This window comes from Dermabacter sp. (assembly GCF_032550575.1).
Classification (GTDB): Bacteria; Actinomycetota; Actinomycetes; order Actinomycetales; family Dermabacteraceae; genus Dermabacter; species Dermabacter hominis.
This window is the reverse complement of the sequence record NZ_JAWFZC010000003.1, coordinates 67,588-85,985: the sequence shown is the minus strand read 5'-3', so window position 1 is coordinate 85,985 and position 18,398 is coordinate 67,588. Positions and strand designations below refer to the sequence as shown.

Sequence of the window (18,398 nt, the reverse complement as noted above, 5' to 3'; positions counted from 1 at the left end):
TCGAAAGCCTCGGTGACGGGCATTACACTGGAATCACAAGCATCTCTCGGCAAGGAGGCCACCATGAACGAGAGCACCCCCACCAGCCGCGCAACCATGAATGAAGAAAGCTACGCGCATTTCCGCCGGCTCGGCACTTCGGGGCTTCTGCTCCCGCCGATCTCCCTTGGGTTCTGGCACAACTTTGGACGCGAACGCTTCGAAGGCGGCTTCGAACACGATGTTCGTGAACGCCCCAAAGCAGACTTCTCGCGCCAGCGCGAGATCGTGCACTACGCCTTCGACCACGGCATCACCCACTTCGACCTCGCCAACAACTACGGCCCGCCCGCCGGCAGCGCCGAAGAAACCTTCGGGGAAATCTTCCGCAAGGACCTCGCGGGCCACCGCGACGAGATCCTCGTGACCACGAAGGCCGGCTTTCGCATGTGGCCCGGGCCGTACGGCGATGGCGGCAGCAGGAAGTACCTGCTCGCCTCGCTCGACCAGTCACTCACGCGCCTCGGCCTCGACTACGTCGACATCTTCTACCACCATCGCCAGGACGACTCGACCCCGCTTGAGGAGTCGATGGGGGCACTCGCGCACGCCGTCAAGAGCGGCAAGGCGCTCTACGCAGGCATCTCAAACTACTCCCCCGAAAAAACCCGCGAGGCTGCAACGATGCTACGCACGATGGGTGTTCCGCTCCTTGTCAACCAGGCGAGCTACTCGATGCTCACCCGCACCCCCGAGGAGAGCCCGAGCGGTCACGCGGAAGATTCGCTCCTCGGCGTATGCGAGCGGCTCGGCATCGGGGTCGTCGCGTTCTCTCCGCTCTCGCAAGGGCTGCTCACGAACCGCTACCTCACGGGCATTCCCGAGAAATCACGCGCCGCGCAGAACGTGTTCCTCGGGGAAGACGTCGCGAAGGACCCCCGCTACCTCGAGAAGGTTCGCGCGCTCAGCCGCGTCGCCGACGACCGCGGGCAGAGCCTCGCACAAATGGCCCTCGCATGGGTTCTGCGCAAGCGCGTCGTGACATCCGCGATCGTCGGAGCGTCGAGCGTGCAGCAGCTGCGCGCGAACATCGCCGCCGCACGAACCATCGTGCGCGCGGGCGAGAGCGTTCCGGCAACACACTTCAGCGACGAGGAGATCTCGAGGATCGATACGATCCTCGCCGATCCCGTTCTAGAAGACTGAGCATCTAACCGTCCTGGGCGGAAGCCTGCAGCTCCTGCCCGGGGCTGCTCTCACACTCGCTGCTCGCACCCTCGAACTGCGAGCGATACAGCCGCGCGTAGGCGCCGCCCGCCGCGAGAAGCTCGTCGTGGGTGCCCTGCTCGACGATGTCGCCGTGCTCCATCACGAGAATCACGTCGGCGTCGCGGATCGTCGAAAGCCTGTGGGCAATAACAAACGACGTGCGGCCCTCGCGAAGGGCGTTCATCGCGTTCTGCACGAGGACCTCGGTGCGAGTATCGACACTTGAGGTCGCCTCATCGAGAATGAGCAGCTCGGGCCGCGCGAGGAAGGCACGCGCGATCGTGAGAAGCTGCTTTTCACCGGAAGACACGCTCGAACCTTCGTCGTCGATGATCGTGTCGTAGCCCTCTGGAAGCTGCTGCACGAAGTCATGCACGTGAGTAGCCTTGGCGGCTTCAAGCACCTCCTCGTCGCTCGCATCGAGGCGACCGTAGCGAATATTCTCGCGGATCGTGCCTTTGAAAAGCCACGTATCCTGCAGCACCATCCCGGTGCGGCTGCGCAACTCATCGCGCGTCATCTCGCGCGTATCCACGCCGTCAATCGTGATCGTGCCACCATCGATCTCGTAGAAGCGCATGATGAGGTTGACGAGAGTCGTTTTGCCCGCCCCCGTGGGGCCCACGATCGCAACAGTCATCCCGGGACTCGCCACGAGTGACAAATCAGAAATGAGAGGCTTCTCGGGCGAATAGGAAAAGCGCACGTGCTCGAACCGCACCTCGCCACGACCAGGTGATGCGGCCTCGGGTTTGGGCCGGCGAGCGTCGGACCCCTCCCCCGGGCTCTCCGGGACCTGCTCCTCGGCATCCAAAAACTCGAAGATGCGCTCGGCCGATGCAACGCCCGACTGAAGCTGTGTGGCCATCGAAGCGAGCTGCGACACGGGCTGCGTGAACTGGCGCGAGTACTGGATGAAGGCCTGCACATCACCGAGCGTGAGCTGCCCCGAGACGACCTTGAGGCCGCCCACGAGCGCCACCGCCGCATAGGACAGGTTCCCCGCAAACATCATGAACGGCATGATGAGCGAACTGACCACCTGCGCACCAAAACTCGCGCGATACATCTCGGCGTTCTTCTTCTCGAAGCTCGCGCGCAGATCGTCCTGGCGACCAAAAACCGACACGATCTCGTGGCCGGAGAACGCTTCCTCAACCTCCGAGTTGACCTCGCCCGTCGCATCCCACTGCTCCCCAAACAACTTCTGGGCGCGCTTGCCGATCACCGCGGTAATCACAAGCGCGAGCGGGATCACGATGAGCGCCACGAGCGTGAGAATCGGCGAGATCACGAACATCATGATGATCGTGCCGAGCACCGTGAGGCCCGAGGTAATGATGCCGCCGAGAGTGTTGTTGAGCGTGTTTTGAACGTTGTCGACATCGTTCGTGACGCGCGAGAGAAGGTCCCCGCGGCGACGCGAATCAAAGTAGCTGAGAGGCACGCGGTGCAGTTTCTCTTCGACGTCGCGGCGCAGCCTGTAGACGCTGCGGTACACCACGCGAATAAGCATGCGCGTTTCGAGCCACGTGAAGAACGCCGCGAGCACATAGAGGATCGTGACGGTGAGTAGCACCGTGTTGAGCGCACCAAAGTCCATCCCGTGACCGGGATTCAGGTCCATGCCCGAGACCATGTCCGCAAGCTGCTCTTGGCCACTCGCGCGCATTCCGGCGACGACCTGTTCCTTCGTGACGCCAGCCGGCAACCGCTTGGAGACGACACCGTTGAAGATGATGTCGGTCGCGCGGCCGAGGATCTTCGGGCCGATCACGCTCAGAATCACCGAGAGGACGCCGATTGCCATCGCGCCGAACAGCATTGCCTTTTCGGCCATGAGTTCGCGAAGGAGCCGCTTCAGCGACGGCCCGAAGTTGCGCGATTTTTGACCGGGGCGCAGGCCCCGCTCGCTCTGCTTCTTGTCCTCGCTCATTGCTTCGCCTCTTCCTCAAACTCTGAAGCCGCACCCTGCGAGGCCACAATCTCCTGATAGGTCTCGTTCGTCGCGAGGAGCTCCTCGTGCGTACCGCGCCCGACTATCCGTCCGTGATCGAGCACGAGGATCACATCGGCGCTCGTGATGGTCGATACGCGCTGGGCGACGATCACCATGAGTGCCTCGCGCGTTTCGGGTTTCAGGGCCGCGCGCAACCGCGCATCGGTTTGCAGGTCGAGCGCGCTGAAGGAATCGTCGAAAAGGTAGATGTCGGGCTTAGACAGGAGCGCACGCGCGATCGAGAGGCGCTGACGCTGACCACCCGACACGTTCGAGCCGCCCTGGGCGATCGGGGAATCGAGCCCTCGGGCATCTCGGCAACGAAGTCGCGGGCCTGCGCGATCGTGAGGGCATGCCACACCTCTTTGTCGCTCGCCTCCGGTCGACCAAACCTCACATTTGAGGCGACCGTTCCGCTAAAAAGATACGGGCGTTGCGGCACGTAACCGAGGCGACCGTGAAGCAACTCAGGCGCCGCCTCACGCACATCCACGCCGTTGACCTTGACGGCGCCGTCCGTCACGTCGAAGAGCCGCGAGATGAGGCCGAGTAGCGTGGTTTTGCCCGAGCCTGTTCCGCCGATGATCGCCACCGTTTGCCCCGCGTGGGCCTTGAACGAAATGCCCTCGAGCACGGGGCGTTCCGCGCCCGGATACGCGAACGTGACGTCGTCGAATTCAAGCTCGGCGCGCTCGCTTACACGCGGGTCCCCCGGTTGAACGGCGACCTCAGGAGCAGGAAGCGCCACCGAAGTATGCGTATCGAGCACCTCCGTGATGCGCTCTGCGGAGACCATCGCACGCGGAATCATCATCGTCATGAACGTCGCCATCATGACCGCAATGAGGATCTGGATGAGGTAGGAAATAAACGCGACGATCGAACCGACCTGCATCTCGCCGCGGTCGATTGGGCCTGCCGCCGCGAGCAGCACGAGCACCGAGCTGAACGACAGCAGAAACATGATGATCGGGTTGATGAACGCGATCAGATGCCCCACCCGTCGATTGATCTGTGTGAAGCGCTCGTTCGACACCTCGAAACGGTCCCGCTCGTAGGGCTCACGCACGAATGCACGCACCACGCGAATGCCCGTGATCTGCTCGCGAAGAATCAGATTCAGCTCGTCAATCCTCTCCTGCATCTCGCGGAACAGGGGCGCCGCACGCAGCACGATGACACCGATCGCGATGAGCATGAGCGGCACCATGACCGCGATCAGCCACGCAAGCTGTGCCTCCTGCTGGAGCGCGAGAACGACCCCGCCGATGCCGGTAATCGGCGCGGACACGAGGAACATGAGACCGAAGAACGACAGGTTTTGAAGCTGTTGCACGTCGTTCGTGTTGCGCGTAATAAGCGAGGCGGGAGTGAAATGACTGATTTCTTTCGCGCTGAAGGACTGCACGCGATCGAACACATCGGAGCGCACGTCCCGCGCAAGCCGCATCGCCACCCGACCCGAGAAGTAGTTCGCGGCGCAGAGGGCGAGAATATTGGCAAGGCTCACGAGGAGCATCCAGCCGGCAAGGCGCCAAATCGCGTCGATATCACCCTTGGCGATGCCGAGATCGATGATGTCAGCGTTGAGCGTGGGCAGGTAGAGGGCGGCAAGCTGCGCCGCAGCTTCGAAGACCACGACGAGCACGAGAGAAAGCCACGACATTTTTGCGTAGCGCCACAGGAGTCTCAGGAGGGTCACGAGAGAGAAGAACCTTTCGTGCTCGTGCGGGTAAGGAGAGGCCGACGCCTGCCACGCCCGCAGTGACAATGCCCAAAGAATACAACCGATGCTGTTTCGCGACTATGGTGATCGCGCACGGCCGATTCTGCCGTGCACCGAGGGGCTGTATTAGCCTTGAGCGGTGAGTAAAACGACCCAGCGCATCGTCGTCCTGATCTTCGCTCTTGCCCTCATCATCCCCGCGGGGCTCGTGGGGATCGGGCAGTTCACGCAGAATGATCAGGGCGGTCGGCAGGTGGCCGACTCCGCGCAAGACACGCGCGCAAAGGTCGATCCCGCGACCCAGCCAAAGCCGACGAACACCACGGAACCGTCGCGCGCGGACTTCCCGGGCATCGACGACGAAACCGAGGCGGGAGCAAAAGCAGCCACCACATATCTCTTTGCCGTGTACGCCTACATGATCGGCACCGGTGACACGAGCGCGTGGCGCGAACTCATGGACCCGTCGTGCGAGGAGTGCATGCGCTTTGCCGACAATGCGGAGCAACTTCACGCCGCGGGAGGCTGGATCGTAGGCGGCGAGATCACACTCAGCGACGAGAAGGTGACGCTCACGAAGGGCAACGGCGCGAGCGATGGCGCCTCGACGACTGCGAAGGTCGACGCGACGTTCCACGAGGCCGCCGCAAAGCTCATCGATGACCCGACGCGCGAGCCCGCAACGCGCGGGGCGTCGCAGGGGAAGTTTTCCGTAGGTCTTCGTTTCGTTGACGGCCACTGGCGCGTGACGTCGATGGCGGTTGGTTAAGACAGCCGGCTAGGCGGGCCTGTACAGAAAGAGATCCGTGCGGTACGGCATCGCGACCCGGCTGCCGGGGTTGTAGCCGAGGTGCTCGTGGAGGTACCAGTCGAGATTGTCGAGGACCTTCGCTCGGGTTTTTTCCGAAGCGGTGAGATAGTAGCTGCGGGTCGTTGCAAGCCGTACGAAGTCCCACGTGGGGCGCTCATCTACCCAGTGTTCGACGTGCCGCTTCACAAGCTCGAGTCCCTCACCCACATCGGGGAGAAAACCTTCGCGTTGCACGTCGCCCGCGTGCGCAATCCGCGAATATCGATGCACCCACGGCACGCTCACATCGAGCGTGTTCCACACGAGAGCGAGCACTCCCCCGGGTGCAAGAATCCTCCGAACTTCGGCGCTCACCGCGCCCGTCTCAAACCAGTGCCACGCTTGCGCGGCAGTCACGATGTCTGCGCTTCCCGCCTCAAGAGTGGTGGCCTCTGCCGGCGCCACGCACGCCTCGAACCGCTGCGCCATTTGGCTCGCGACCGCTTGCGTGCGCGCCACTTCAAGCATCGACTCGCTCGTATCGAGCGCAGTGACGCGACAGCCTCGCTCAGCGAGCGCGAGCGAAAGCTTTCCCGTTCCGGCCCCTAGGTCAACCACGCGGGGGCGTGCAGCGGTTCCGATGGCTGCCACGATCAGGTCGAGAGCTTCAGCCGGGTACCCGGGCCTCAGCTCGTCGTAGCCGTCGCCCTCGCCTAGAAATCCCTTCGCGAGTTCCTCTTTGCGTTCCCGCGAGCCATAGCGCGGTTCATCCCGGCCCGAAATGTTGGGGATCGGGCCGGGAGTGCTTCGCCTGTCGTTCATGGTCACGAAAGACCACCCTAGCCGCGGCTCTTGATGCTCCGCGTGATGGTCTGCAGATTTAGCAAGGTTAACGGCACAACCGCCACACGGCGGCGAGCTCGTGCCCGCCGCCGATGGCGCCTCCATTCGGGCTAGTCGACGGGGCTGACCCGCACGAGGTTGTGGTCGGGGTCGGCTATCACGAAGGTGCGACCAAAGACGTCGTCGTGCGGTTCCTCGATCACGTGCACTCCTTTCGCGACCCATTCCTCGTAGACGTCGTCGATGGCAGAGGCGGGACCGGGAATCATGAGCCCGATTTCGTTCGTGCGCGGTGTCGCTGATGCGAGATTTTCGTCGTGACCGGTCCAGATTGCGAAAAGCACGCCGGGCGCGACCTCAAAAGCGACGTACCGCGGGCTGGTGAAGGTGGGTTCGATTTCGAACAGGCGACTATAGAAATCGGTGGATCGCTCGACGTCGCTGACGTAGGTCAGAAACAGATTTGGAGCCGGCATGGATCTCTCCTTATGTCAGTGGATCAGGGAGCCCCATATAATCAGGCATAGACGACACCTGCTGTCATGTTTTCTTTAAGGATTGGGAATGAAGTCGTCCCGCTTGTTGTCCATCCTGCTGCTACTGCAAACCCACGAACGAATGACCAGTCAAGAACTGGCTCGTCGTCTTGAGGTATCTTCACGCACGATCCTGCGTGACATCACGGCGTTGTCGGCTGCTGGGGTGCCGATCTACACCGAGCGGGGCCGGGGTGGAGCCATCGTGCTGGATCACCGGGCCCGGCTCGACGTCTCACGCCTCGATCCAAATGAACTGCAGCTGCTATCCGTCGCAGGACTAGATGAGGGTCTTCTTGAGCAGATCGGGCTCCATGCTGTACATGTCAGAACCCAGCAGAAGCTGACCGCTGTTGCGGCGCGTAAGCAAACCTCCGCCGCTCTGCCCTTGCCCGAGGTGCTCCACGTCGACCCCTCTGGATGGCTCACGGCCGAGCAGGAACTCGACGTGGCCGACCTTCTCACCGCTGCTCGAAATAGACAACGCATCCGCCTCCGATATCGACGCAGCGGCGAGAGCAGCGGGCAGTGGGTTGTCGCGGACCCTTACGGTCTCGTGAACAAAGCCGGATCCTGGTATCTAGTGGCTGACGTCGCCTCACAACCCCGCATGTTTAACACCAGCCGCATTGAGACCCGCGAGCTACTTACGGATTCCGCAGTGCTACGACCGGACTGCGATCTGCGCTCAGTGTGGCAAGAATTGCTGACCAGTTTTCAGTCGGCGCCTGGTATCGAGGTGCACGCACAGCTGCGCTCGACCCGCCTAGATCTGGCCCGACGAATCCTTAGAGGGCGAATGATCCGTATCGACGGCTCCGAGGACGAGTGGACTCATATCGTCGTCCACTATCCAGACGTTGAATCGGTTCGGCAGCTCCTCCAATTCGGAGACCACATTCGGATCTTAAGACCAGCCGCAGCGGTGGTTCGATTCCGCGAGATCGCGGCCCAGATCGTGCAGTTTCACTCAGCACAAAGCACTGCCGATCATCGCCGCCGCGATCGCTAACCAGCCCTCGAGAAGAGGTGGATGCCAAGCGCGACGATGAACACTGTTCCGCTCGCCATCGCGAGCAGGAGTTCTACGAGAATGCCAATCCCGAGGGTTTTCAAGGTGGAGAGCGTCGAGTTGAGGGCGTCGTGGAACTCGCGCTTGCGGCTCAGCTCTACGAGGAAGAAGCCGAGAATGAACCCGATGAGGAGGCCCGGGCCGGGAATGAGGAACAGGCCGAGGATCGCGCAGCCGATCGCGACGAAGATCGCCCACGTGGGCACTTCGCTCTGTTTGAGCTTCCGCCCAGTGAGCACGTAGCTGCTCGCCATGCCCGCGATCGAAAACATCGCCACCAGCGCGAACGCAACCCAGCCCGTCCAGCCGCCGATCCCTATGGCCCATACGAGCATTCCGGTAAGGATGAGGAACGACCCGGGAAGCACGGGCAGCACGATGCCCGTGATACCTACCGCGAAGGCGAGCGCGGCGATGATTGTCACGATGATGTCCACGGGCACGGTGTTCTCCTTAGTGCGTGGCGGGCAAGGGGCAATTTGGACGCCGCTGGCGGAGACTTCAGTCTATAGAGATTCGCGCAGGCACCGCTCGCTACACACTCACGCTGATGCGCGAGGTACCGTCGGACTTTCTTTCCACGTGCACCTTCTCCGCGATCTGTGTTTTGAGTTCGGCGACGTGGGAGATGATTCCCACCGTGCGACCGTGGGCGGCAAGTTGGCGGATCTCGGCGATCACACCCTCGAGTTTTTCCGGGTCGAGCGTGCCGAAGCCTTCGTCGATAAAGAGGGTGTTCATCTGCACCCCGCCGTTTTCTCCGCTCACGACGTCGGCGAGGCCGAGCGCGAGTGCGAGTGACACGTAGAAGGTTTCACCACCCGAGAGGGTCGAGGGCGAGCGAGAGGAATCATTGCGCAAGTCGAGCATGTCGAGGTCGAGCCCAACGTGCTTGCGGCCTGCTTTTTCGGGTTGGGCAAGGCGGATCTCGTAGATCCCACCCGAGAGAGTCGATAGCCGCGCATTCGCGGCCTCGATGACCTTCTCGAAGCGGCGCATGACCGCGAACGTCGACAGGGTGAGACGTGCTTTCGCATCGCTCGAGTTGCCCGTCGCGATATTCGCGAGGTGAAGTATTTCGCTTTGGCGCGCCGAGCGTTTCTCGTGCGCGGTGGCAAGAGCCGTGAAATCTGTGCGTGCGCGTTTCACGCGCTCGAGCTCTTTCGCGCGAGTCGCGTGGGTTCCCGCGGCTTCCGTGTGTGCATCGCGGGTCTCGCGCACGCGCGCTGCCGCGGTCTCGAGCGCCGCGGCTGCATCTCGCTGGGCTTCTTCGCTCGCATCAATGCCCTCGAGACGGCCGTCCGCGCGGGCATCCTCGATGAGCGCGGTGAGCGAAGAATGCTCCTTCACGGTGTCCTCGAGCGATTGTCTACGGTCGGGGGCAAGACGCGCCTGCGCCACTTTCTCTATGGTTTCGAAGCCGCTGCCCTCGAGAGACTCGTTGAGGTGCGTTTGAGCCCGCTCGTGCGCAGAACGAGCCTCCAGGGCTTTGTCGAGCAGTTTCGCGTGCGCGCGAGCATCCTTACCCTCCGTTAGAAGCGCGAGGCGTAGCGCCGCGATGCTCCCGTGCGAGTCTTCGTGGGCCGAAAGCTCCTGTGCAATAGCCGCGCGGGTCTCGGTTAGAGCTTTCTCGAGGTGCTGAGCTTCGAGGGCGGCACGCTCGGCGGCGAGCGCCTCCTCGTGCGCTTCACGTTCGAGCGAGGCCGTTCGCTCGTCGAACCGCGAGATCTCCGTTTTCACTCGCTCACGCTCGCCCTCGGCTTCGCGCGCAAGCTCCTCCTCGCGGGCAAGCGCAACACCCTCGCTCCTCAAGCGTTCGATGAGTTCAGGAAGCTGCTCCTGGAACTTCGCGAGATCCCCCTCGACGCTCTCCCCCCACGCCCGCTCGAGCGCATCGAGGTGGAGTGCCTTGGTGGCGGCAGCCGATGCCCGTGCCTCGCTCAGGCCCTGTTCGGCCTCCACTCGCGCGCGTTCGGCCGCCGCAGTGCGCTCTTGGCTCACGAGCTCATCGTCGGTGTGCGCGGGTGCCGGGTGCTCACACGCCCCGCACACGGGGCATGCCTGGCCGTCCTCGAGGTCCGCCGCGAGCTCGAAGGCGATCGCGTCGAGGCGTTTGCGCCGAAGACGTGCCTCTTCCTCGCTTGCACGCTTGAGAGCCGCGAGCATGTCGCGTTCATGCTGCGCGCGCGACGAGTAGGTTTCGAGGGTCGTGCTCGCCTCCTTCGCGGTGCGCTCGCGCGCGGCATGGGACTCGCGCCTTTCTATGAGGGCCCCGAGGCTCGAGGCCCGCTCGGTTGCCTCGCGAAGCTTCTCGGCGAGCACTTCACGTTCCGACGGCCGCTCGTTCAACAGCGTCGCCTTCTCTTTCGACGCTTCCGCCGCCCTTTCAGCCTCGCGAGCGGCCTCTTTCACCTCGGTCGCACGTCGAGGTAGCGCTGCTTCCTCCTTTTCGAGGCTCGCGAGCGCAGCGGCCGCTCCCAGTGCGCTTTCGCTTCGCTGATGGTTCTTGTCGCTTAGCGCCCCCCACTGGGAGACTTGCCCACGTTCGGCTTCGGGAAGTGCCGTCGCGGCGGCGTCCAGCGCTGCCGCCGCGCTCTTTTCATGCGCGTGGGCGTAGAACGGTTTTTCGGCACGTTCGTGAGAGGCAAGGCTTTCGCGGGCTTTGCGCGCCGCCCCTTCAATCGATGCCCGTTTCTTCTCGTGGGCGTCGAGCTGGGCTTTGCGAGCGAGCAGATCGTGGCGTTCGGTGGCTTTCTTCGCGGCTTCCGCCGCCTCGTTCGAGGCTGCCTTCGCTATGTCCAGGATGCGCATGGCTTCGCGAGCGGCGGCTTCGGAGGAATTCTCGAGCTCCTCGCCAATAGCCCTGGCACGCTCGAGACCCGCCGGGGTGAAATCCCGGGTATCGGTGAGCGCCTGCATGCGCTGCTCATCGCTGACCGATGCCGCCTCGAGGACCCGCTGGAGGGCCGCGCCGAGTTCCGCTTTTGAGGCGTCGACGTCACGTTGAGCCTCGCGTCTGAGTTCGCCGAATGATTGTTCGATCTGCTCGTACAGCTGAGTCTGGAAGATCCGTTCGAGCACAGTCTTGCGTTCACTCGTGTCAGCTTTGAGAAAGCGGGCGAACTCGCCCTGAGGAAGCACGACTGTTTGGGTGAACTGCGCGTGCGTGAGGCCGAGCAGTTCCTGAATCTCCCGGCCAACGTCGGCCGGTCGGTTGGCGATCGGCTCGATCTCTTCCGCGCGTTCGGTGCCAGCGATCGCCTCACCTAGCGCTTCGGGCGAGGCTAGCCGCCAGAGCTTCGCGCTCTGGTTCTCATGCACGGGAGCGCCTTTTCCACGCAGTCGAGCGCGCTCGTAGGCGGGGGTGCGCCGCACGCGGTAGATCCCTCGTGGAACCTCGAAAAAGAGGTCCACGACGCTCGGGTGCGTATTGGGCATGAAGTCGCTTCGCACTCGCGCATCGCTCGAGCCGCCGCCCGCAACATTGCCGTAGAGGGCAAAGACGATCGCATCGATGATGGTGGACTTTCCAGAACCCGTGGCGCCCTCGAGGAGAAAGAGGCCGCTCGCGCCGAGCGCATCGAAATCGAGTTCGACTTTCTCCCTAAACGGCCCGATGCCCTCAAAACTCAGGTGGTGAAGTTTCATGGATTCAGGAAGCCTTTCGCTGTGCGTGCGACTCCGTGAGATCGGCACGTGCGCGCGCATCGGCGAGCACCTGCTCGATGATGTCTCGTTGCACGGCGCTCGGTTCGGCACCCGTGACGTAGTCGAAGAATTCCGAGATGACCTCCGTCGGTGAAGCCTCGCGCGTCACAACCGGCGCGGCACTAGATTCCGTTTCGCGTGTGGAGCGGAACTCCGTAAAAAGGAGATGTGGAAGCGCCGCGCTCAGGACCTGCTGAAGGTGCGCGGGGCGAGTTTCCTCCCGCACGATCGCGTGGACCCAATCCTCCGAATAGTTCGGGGCACTATCGAGAATCTCTTTGAGAGAGCCGTCCAGTTCGATGAGTCGGCGGCGCACGGGGGTGGGAATACGTTCCACCTCGACCAACCCCGAGGAGTCCATCTCGACAAGAAGAACGGCTTTGGTGTGGTGACGCTCCGAGAACGAGAAGGCCAGAGGGCTTCCCGAGTACCACGCGACGGGCCGCTCGCCAGGGACAAGCGCACTCATGTTTTGGCAGCCGTGGAGGTGGCCGAGCGCGACGTAGTCGACCCCCGCAAACACGCCACCGGGAACAGACGCCACACCACCCACGCTCAGGTCGCGTTCGGAATCCGAGCCGTCCCCGCCCGCAACGAAGGTGTGGGCAAGCACGACGCTTCGCGGATGCCCGAGAATCTCGAGTTTTGCACGGACTCGATCCATCGCCTGCACCGTAACGTCTTCGTGCGTGCGAGGAAGCGGGTCCCCACCCTTGGGAGCGAGGCTGTAGCGCGCAAGATCCGGATCAAGGAAGGGCAGCCCGAAAAAGAGCACCTCACCGTGCTCATCGGCAACCGAAACCGGGTGCTCGATCCCTTCGACATCCGCGAGAATGTGAATGCCGGGCCGCATGAGTTTTGCGCCAAAGCCGAGCCGCACCGCCGAATCGTGGTTGCCTGGCGTGAGGATCACCGTGGTTTCTTCCGCGAGCGCTGCGAGCGACTCGTGCAGAAGCTCAACCGCCTCGACGGGCGGGACCGAGCGATCGTAGATATCGCCGGCGATCACGAGAGCGTGCGCTCCGGTTTCACGGACCTTCGCCAGAAGGAAATCCTGGAACTCCCGCTGGTATTCGTGCAGGTTCTCACCGTGCAAGGTGCGCCCGAGGTGCCAATCCGACGTGTGAAGAATTTTCATGCTTTCACTCTAAGAGGAGGGTGGGACATTTAAACTCACCTCATGACGTCTGCGCCTTTTTTCGCCTTCGTAGCCGCCCTCGCAAATGCCGTGTTCTTTCTGCCCAAAGTTCCCGAAGCCGCCGAGCCGGTTGCCTTCCTCCCCGGCGCGGATAAATTGGGACACATCCTCGTGTTTGCTTTCACGACCTGGGCGTTTTCACGACTTCTATGTCTCGAAGACTCGCGGGCTCTCTCGTGGTCCCCTCGTGCTGAGAGTGGCGCGCACCAGCGTGGGAACACGAGGCTCGAGACAGTTTTCGGGGTCGTGAAGGTCCGACACTTGCTCGTTCTCATTGCCGTCCTCCTCCTGTGGGGCGCCGCGATCGAAGTCCTGCAATCGTTCATGCCCGCGCGCTCAGCAGATGTCACCGACGCGCTTGCCGACGCATGCGGAATCGCCCTCGGAGTCGGAGCGCTGTGGATCGAACTCGCGCTCGCCCAGCGGTCCCGCACCCGCCGCACCGCAGGATAACGACTGCGACATGATCGCGAGCCTCACGACAGTCGCGCGGCTCACAGGATGTGGAGCTTTCTTTCACGTCACCGATTTACCGTTATGGGCGGCCATAGCCGAGTCGCATCACTGAAGGACCAGATCGTTCATGCCCCTGCTCCCCGCGTTCTATCGCAAGACCGTGCCCGCCAAAGATGGCGCAAGTTGGCCCCATGTCGTGGTCGTTGGCGGCGGCTTCGCCGGCGCCCACCTCGTGCTTGCCCTGCGCGATGCTCGCGTGCGGGTCACGCTCATCGATCGGAACGTGTACAAGACTTTCCAGCCGCTCCTCTATCAGGTTGCGACCGCGGGCCTCAACTCTGGCGACGTCACGATGTTCCTGCGCGGGCTCTCCCTCCACGCCCCCAACATGCGCTTTCGCCAGGGAGAGGTCACGGGGATTGACACCGACGATCAGGTCGTGAAGCTTTCCGACGGAGGCTCGGTGCGCTACGACCACCTCGTTTTGGCAAATGGCGCCACCACGAACTATTTCGGCACCCCGGGCGCGGAAGAGTTCGCGATGCCGATGTACACCCGCTCGCAGGCTCTCGAGATCCGCGAGCGGATCTTCGCGGAGCTCGAGCGTGCCACGCAGCTCACGGAGATGAGCTTCACCGACCGCCTCGCCATTTCGATTGTGGGCGGTGGCCCCACGGGCGTGGAAATCGCGGGGGCACTCGCTGATTTCCGCATTAGCGAGCTCGATGTGCTCTACCCCGAGGTGGACCCGGGAACGCTCGAGATTTCCCTTATTCAACGCGGCGATGAGCTCCTCAAAGCCTTCGAGCCTCAGCATCGCGAGTATGCGGCGCGCGAGCTTGAAAAGCGCGGCGTGACGCTGCGCCTTGGCCAGGGTGTCGAGGAGGTCGGCTACGACTTTGTGCGCCTCGCCGACGGCAGCTACGTCGAATCAGACATCACGATCTGGGCCGCCGGCGTGAGCGTGTCGACGTCCGTCAACGCGTGGGGTTTCCCGCAGGGGCGCGGGGGGCGAATCGATGTCGATCCCACCCTTCGCGTCAAGGGCTATGACAACGTGTGGGCCGCGGGTGATATCGCCGGTGGCGATGATCCACAGCCGCAACTCGCCCAACCCGCCGTGCAAATGGGCCAGCACGTGGCCCGCGCGATCAAGGCCCTCGTCGACGGCGATGAGGACGCTGCACACAAACCGTTCCACTACAACGACCTGGGGGCGATGGCGACGATCGGTCGGCGTGCCGCTATCGCGGAACTGCCCGGAGGCGTGAATCTCCAGGGCTCGATCGGGTGGCTCGCATGGCTGGGCGTGCACGTCTCGAAGTTGCTCGGTACACGCAATCGCCGTTCGGTTGCCGCGAACCTCCTGTATCTCTACAACGGCACGGGCATTTCCCGTGTGCCGAACCCGGTCGTGGGTGACGTGGATTCGCTCGGAGCTCGCAGGGCCTTTCGGGAAAATGCGCCGATTCGCCGGTTCGGCTACCAGGCCGGCAAACGGTTCAAGGATCCGGGCAGGCCGCGCATGCGCCGCTAGGGTGATGCCCCGGGTTTTACACGGGTTTTAAGCGCGCTACACGCTTAACGGTTGTTTCGTGGCCTATCGTGAGGTGGAGCGCGGTGAATCTTCCGCGTGGAATCTCTATCGCTCGCCTGACCACGAGGACGCACCCCATGGCCCAGCCCCGCACGACTGCGCTTCGCCGCCGCCTGAGCGGTGTCGTCGCAGGAGCGAGTGTGCTTGCCTCGGTACTGGCGATCTCGGGTACGGTGCCGTTTGAGACAGTGAGCGCTTTTGCTGTCGACACCACCTGCACACCGGGAACCGTCACCCTTTCCGAAGCAAAGGTCGAAAAGGGAAAGGCGTTTACGGCACTCGTATGCGGCCTCAAGGAAGGCACGCAGGTGCGAGGCGAATACCGCCACGCCGATCCAGCCGTCGAACTCGAAGCGACCGCAACCCCCACCGAAGGTAATCCGGTCGAGCTCCCGCCGCTCGGTTATTCGCGTGACACCGCGATTGTGGACGCCAACGGGCGTGCAAGAGTAACCTTCGTCATCGCGGAGCCCGGAAACTACATGGTCACTGTCGCCCCACTCAAGGGCGGCACGAAGTCCAGTGCGCAGGTCACCGTCACCGAGCCGGCTGAGCCCACGCCAACCCCGACTCCTGAACCGACGCCAAAGCCCGATCCCACCGATCCCACCGATCAGCCCTCGCCTAGCCCGACGCCGAAGCCGGAGCCAAGCCCTACGGATCAACCTGACCCAACCCCCACGCCGACGCCGGATCCCAAACCAACTGCGGAGCCTACCGCCACCCCGAAGCCGGATCCCACGGAGAAACCTGCACCTTCACCAACGGAACCGGCGTCCCCATCCTCGTCAGCGCGCCCTTCCCCGCGCCCTGAAACGGAAGCGCCGCTCCCCGCCGATCCGGGCGACAGCCCCGGCAGCACCGAACCCTCGACGACGCCCTCGCGCGAACAAACGGGTGAGCCCGAAGGATCCTCAACCGAGGCTGGCGGATCGAGGTTCGTGCGCTCTCACCCCTCCGCCATGTCCCGTATTCCTCAGCGAAGCGGCTACGGACGCTCAGCCGACTTCGGCGCCGTGGGAAGCGACTATTCGAAACTCAGCCACCACGGCACGAGTGGCAACGGCGATGCTGGCGGCATCGTCAGACCAGGCCCAACCCCGAGCCCGACGCCCGGTCAGCCTCAAGAGGAGCCGACGGAGGGCTCCACCCAGCTCATCACCGATCCCTCGCGGCAGCCGCTTGGCCTATCGGTCGCATGGCTCATCGGCGGCGTGATTGCGGGCCTCGGCCTCGCGGCTACGGGCGCGATCGTGCTAATGCGCCGCAATAGCTAGGCCAGGTACGCGGCGAGCGCCTCGAACTGATCGCGCGGGTGAAAGCCCGCCTCGGTAATTTTGCTCAGGTCGAGCGCGGAATTGATGGGGCGAAGCGCGATGCCCTTGTGTGTATCGAGGTATTCGGCACTTGAGACGCTTTGAACGTTCTCCGGGTCGTGCCCCGTGAGCTCGTAGACTCTCTGCGCGATCTCGAACCACGAGGTGATATCGCCTGAGTTCGTCACGTTGTAGGTGCCGAACGGCACCCGGGCGCGCAGCACAAAATCGATCGCACGCGCGATTTCATCCGTAAAGGTCAAACGCCCAAACTGGTCGTTGACGACCGAGGGCGACTCGCCATTAACGGCGTGTTCACGCATCGTCGCAACAAAATTCTTGCCCTCGCCGACAACCCAGCTCGTCCGGAGAATGTAGTGCGTATCGAGGGTCGAGACCGCGGCATCACCGGCCGCTTTCGTCTGTCCGTAGACGCCGAGCGGGGCGAAGCCTTCCTCCTCCGTGTGGAACGCGACCGAACCATCGAAGACGTAGTCACTCGAGATGTGCACGAGCACGGCACCCGCCTCACGCGCGGCCGAGACCAAAAGTGCAACCCCCTTGGCGTTCACCGCCCATGCTTCTCGGCGCCCCTCGGCACTTTCCGCGCCGTCTTTATCGGTATAGCCCGCGGCGTTCACGATCACACTGTAGGGCGAGAAATCAAAAGCGGCGATTGAGTCATGGGCGCCGACATCGAGGACCTCGCGGTCCACGAAATCAACATCGTCGCGACCGAGCCACAGCCCCTGGAGAGCTCGCCCTAGCTGTCCCGCGGCACCCACCACGAGGGTACGCTCGGGCGAGGAGGCCGCTTCTTGCCATTCGCGTTCGGCAGGCGGGGATGCAAAGTCGTGGGACACGGGCATTCCTTACTGTTCGTTTTTCGCGTATGTCGCTTCAGTTGCGGCCTTTGAGGCGCGCCACCACTGTTCGTTCTCGCGATACCACTCAATCGTCTCGCGGATACCGGCATCAAAGTCGCGGTGGCGAGGGCGCCACCCGAGTTCGTCCTCAAGCTTGCGTGCGTCGAGCGCGTAGCGCACGTCGTGCCCGGGCCGGTCGGCCACAAAGTCGATGTCGTCTCCGTCGCGCCCGAAGGCCTCGAGAATGACCCGCGCAACCTCGCGGTTGCTTCTCTCGCACTTCGCACCCACCAGGTACGTCTCACCGATGCGGCCCCGCTCGAGGATAGCAAGAACGGCCGAAGAGTGGTCGTCAACATGAATCCAATCGCGAACGTTCGCGCCGTCACCGAAGAGCCGCGGCCGCACTCCATCAAGAAGATTCGTGATTTGTCGGGGAATGAACTTCTCAACGTGCTGGCGAGGCCCGTAGTTATTCGAGCAAATCGAGATGGTTGCCCGTAACCCGAAGCTGCGTGTCCAGGCGCGTACGAGAAGATCGCTCGAGGCTTTCGTCGCGCTATAGGGAGAGCTTGGCCGGTAAGGGGATTCTTCCGTGAACCGCCGATCATCCTCGAGCGGTAGATCGCCGTAGACCTCGTCGGTAGAGACGTGGTGGAGACGCACGCCGAACTCGCGCACCGCTTCAAGCAGGGCAAAAGTGCCCACAATGTTCGAGCGCACGAACACGGTCGGGTCGCTCAGCGATCGATCGTTGTGGGACTCGGCAGCAAAGTGCACAACCGCATCCGTTTCAGGATCGAGGCTTTCGACAAGCGCACGAGTGGCTTCACGATCAGCGACATCGCCAACAACGAGACGCACGCGATCCTGGGGAAGACCCTCGAGGTTTGCCTCATTCCCCGCGTACGTCAAAGCATCAAGAACTGTCACCGAATAATCGGTGTGCGTGACGACATAGTGCACGAAATTCGAACCGACGAATCCCGCGCCACCGGTCACGATCAAGTGTGCAGCACCACCCATAGCTGCTAGTGTGCCAC

14 protein-coding genes and 1 pseudogene are annotated in these 18,398 nt (G+C 63.0%); 6 read left to right on the top strand and 9 right to left on the bottom strand.

Features of this window, described 5'->3' with window-relative positions; translation table 11 throughout:
• The first annotated feature begins 63 nt into the window (after window positions 1-63).
• Window positions 64-1,185: an aldo/keto reductase gene (locus E6X30_RS04695; protein WP_316335798.1), complete on the top strand. Its 1,122-nt coding sequence runs from the start codon at window positions 64-66 to the stop codon at window positions 1,183-1,185.
• 4 nt (window positions 1,186-1,189) lie between these two features.
• Here E6X30_RS04695 and E6X30_RS04690 read toward each other — a convergent pair whose 3' ends face one another.
• Window positions 1,190-3,184, bottom strand: coding sequence for an ABC transporter ATP-binding protein (locus tag E6X30_RS04690; protein WP_316335797.1), 1,995 nt, complete (start codon window positions 3,182-3,184; stop codon window positions 1,190-1,192).
• Window positions 3,181-4,913, bottom strand: a pseudogene (locus E6X30_RS04685) (ABC transporter ATP-binding protein). The gene E6X30_RS04690 and the pseudogene E6X30_RS04685 overlap by 4 nt, the downstream one beginning before the upstream one ends.
• Before the next feature lie 199 nt (window positions 4,914-5,112).
• Between E6X30_RS04685 and E6X30_RS04680 the strand changes: the two are divergent.
• Entirely contained in the window at window positions 5,113-5,742 is a 630-nt protein-coding gene (locus E6X30_RS04680) for a DUF6318 family protein (RefSeq protein ID WP_016663792.1), read from the top strand.
• A gap of 9 nt (window positions 5,743-5,751) precedes the next feature.
• Here the strand turns inward: E6X30_RS04680 and E6X30_RS04675 are convergent, their stop codons facing one another.
• Window positions 5,752-6,585 carry a class I SAM-dependent methyltransferase gene (locus tag E6X30_RS04675; RefSeq protein WP_040386444.1) on the bottom strand — a complete coding sequence of 278 codons (834 nt, stop codon included), beginning with the start codon at window positions 6,583-6,585 and terminating at the stop codon, window positions 5,752-5,754.
• A gap of 131 nt (window positions 6,586-6,716) precedes the next feature.
• The gene (locus E6X30_RS04670) at window positions 6,717-7,082 is read right to left on the bottom strand and encodes a VOC family protein (RefSeq protein WP_016663790.1); all 366 of its coding nucleotides are present in this window, start codon (window positions 7,080-7,082) and stop codon (window positions 6,717-6,719) included.
• 88 nt (window positions 7,083-7,170) lie between these two features.
• On the opposite strand from E6X30_RS04670, the gene E6X30_RS04665 reads away from it, so the two are divergent.
• The gene (locus E6X30_RS04665) at window positions 7,171-8,154 is read left to right on the top strand and encodes a YafY family protein (RefSeq protein ID WP_016663789.1); all 984 of its coding nucleotides are present in this window, start codon (window positions 7,171-7,173) and stop codon (window positions 8,152-8,154) included.
• Here E6X30_RS04665 and E6X30_RS04660 read toward each other — a convergent pair.
• The 3 genes from E6X30_RS04660 to E6X30_RS04650 all read right to left on the bottom strand — a co-directional run bounded on the left by E6X30_RS04660 (window position 8,151) and on the right by E6X30_RS04650 (window position 13,060).
• Window positions 8,151-8,657 (bottom strand): DUF456 domain-containing protein, encoded by a 507-nt coding sequence (locus E6X30_RS04660; protein WP_016663788.1) that lies wholly within the window; start codon window positions 8,655-8,657, stop codon window positions 8,151-8,153. The two genes, E6X30_RS04665 and E6X30_RS04660, sit on opposite strands and share 4 nt — an antisense overlap.
• 91 nt (window positions 8,658-8,748) lie before the next feature.
• Window positions 8,749-11,862, bottom strand: a complete 3,114-nt coding sequence (locus E6X30_RS04655) for an AAA family ATPase (RefSeq protein ID WP_070435616.1) — start codon at window positions 11,860-11,862, stop codon at window positions 8,749-8,751.
• Between the two features lie 4 nt (window positions 11,863-11,866).
• Window positions 11,867-13,060, bottom strand: a complete 1,194-nt coding sequence (locus tag E6X30_RS04650; RefSeq protein ID WP_016663786.1) for an exonuclease SbcCD subunit D — start codon at window positions 13,058-13,060, stop codon at window positions 11,867-11,869.
• A gap of 42 nt (window positions 13,061-13,102) precedes the next feature.
• On the opposite strand from E6X30_RS04650, the gene E6X30_RS04645 reads away from it, so the two are divergent.
• The 3 genes from E6X30_RS04645 to E6X30_RS04635 all read left to right on the top strand — a co-directional run bounded on the left by E6X30_RS04645 (window position 13,103) and on the right by E6X30_RS04635 (window position 16,450).
• Window positions 13,103-13,573, top strand: coding sequence for a VanZ family protein (locus tag E6X30_RS04645; protein WP_016663785.1), 471 nt, complete (start codon window positions 13,103-13,105; stop codon window positions 13,571-13,573).
• Window positions 13,574-13,703: 130 nt separating this feature from the next.
• A complete protein-coding gene (locus tag E6X30_RS04640; protein ID WP_016663784.1) occupies window positions 13,704-15,113 on the top strand; it encodes an NAD(P)/FAD-dependent oxidoreductase in 1,410 nt (469 codons plus the stop codon).
• A gap of 137 nt (window positions 15,114-15,250) precedes the next feature.
• Complete coding sequence (locus tag E6X30_RS04635) at window positions 15,251-16,450, top strand: hypothetical protein (protein ID WP_016663783.1); 1,200 nt, start codon at window positions 15,251-15,253, stop codon at window positions 16,448-16,450.
• On the opposite strand, the gene E6X30_RS04630 is transcribed toward E6X30_RS04635, so the two are convergent.
• Together E6X30_RS04630 and rfbB are read right to left on the bottom strand one after the other, a co-directional pair.
• Window positions 16,447-17,352 carry an NAD(P)-dependent oxidoreductase gene (locus tag E6X30_RS04630; RefSeq protein WP_016663782.1) on the bottom strand — a complete coding sequence of 302 codons (906 nt, stop codon included), beginning with the start codon at window positions 17,350-17,352 and terminating at the stop codon, window positions 16,447-16,449. The genes E6X30_RS04635 and E6X30_RS04630 overlap by 4 nt on opposite strands.
• 9 nt (window positions 17,353-17,361) lie before the next feature.
• Entirely contained in the window at window positions 17,362-18,381 is a 1,020-nt protein-coding gene (gene rfbB / locus E6X30_RS04625; protein WP_016663781.1) for a dTDP-glucose 4,6-dehydratase, read from the bottom strand.
• Window positions 18,382-18,398 lie beyond the last annotated feature (17 nt).

Excerpts from the sequence above, each read along its gene's own strand:
- E6X30_RS04675 (WP_040386444.1), bottom strand. The coding sequence starts at position 6,585 with ATGAACGACAGGCGAAGCACTCCCGGCCCGATCCCCAACATTTCGGGC.
- E6X30_RS04650 (WP_016663786.1), bottom strand. The coding sequence starts at position 13,060 with ATGAAAATTCTTCACACGTCGGATTGGCACCTCGGGCGCACCTTGCAC.
- E6X30_RS04640 (WP_016663784.1), top strand. The coding sequence starts at position 13,704 with ATGCCCCTGCTCCCCGCGTTCTATCGCAAGACCGTGCCCGCCAAAGAT.
- E6X30_RS04635 (WP_016663783.1), top strand. The coding sequence starts at position 15,251 with ATGGCCCAGCCCCGCACGACTGCGCTTCGCCGCCGCCTGAGCGGTGTC.
- E6X30_RS04645 (WP_016663785.1), top strand. The coding sequence starts at position 13,103 with ATGACGTCTGCGCCTTTTTTCGCCTTCGTAGCCGCCCTCGCAAATGCC.
- E6X30_RS04690 (WP_316335797.1), bottom strand. The coding sequence starts at position 3,184 with ATGAGCGAGGACAAGAAGCAGAGCGAGCGGGGCCTGCGCCCCGGTCAA.
- E6X30_RS04665 (WP_016663789.1), top strand. The coding sequence starts at position 7,171 with ATGAAGTCGTCCCGCTTGTTGTCCATCCTGCTGCTACTGCAAACCCAC.
- E6X30_RS04695 (WP_316335798.1), top strand. The coding sequence starts at position 64 with ATGAACGAGAGCACCCCCACCAGCCGCGCAACCATGAATGAAGAAAGC.
- E6X30_RS04655 (WP_070435616.1), bottom strand. The coding sequence starts at position 11,862 with ATGAAACTTCACCACCTGAGTTTTGAGGGCATCGGGCCGTTTAGGGAG.
- E6X30_RS04670 (WP_016663790.1), bottom strand. The coding sequence starts at position 7,082 with ATGCCGGCTCCAAATCTGTTTCTGACCTACGTCAGCGACGTCGAGCGA.
- rfbB (WP_016663781.1), bottom strand. The coding sequence starts at position 18,381 with ATGGGTGGTGCTGCACACTTGATCGTGACCGGTGGCGCGGGATTCGTC.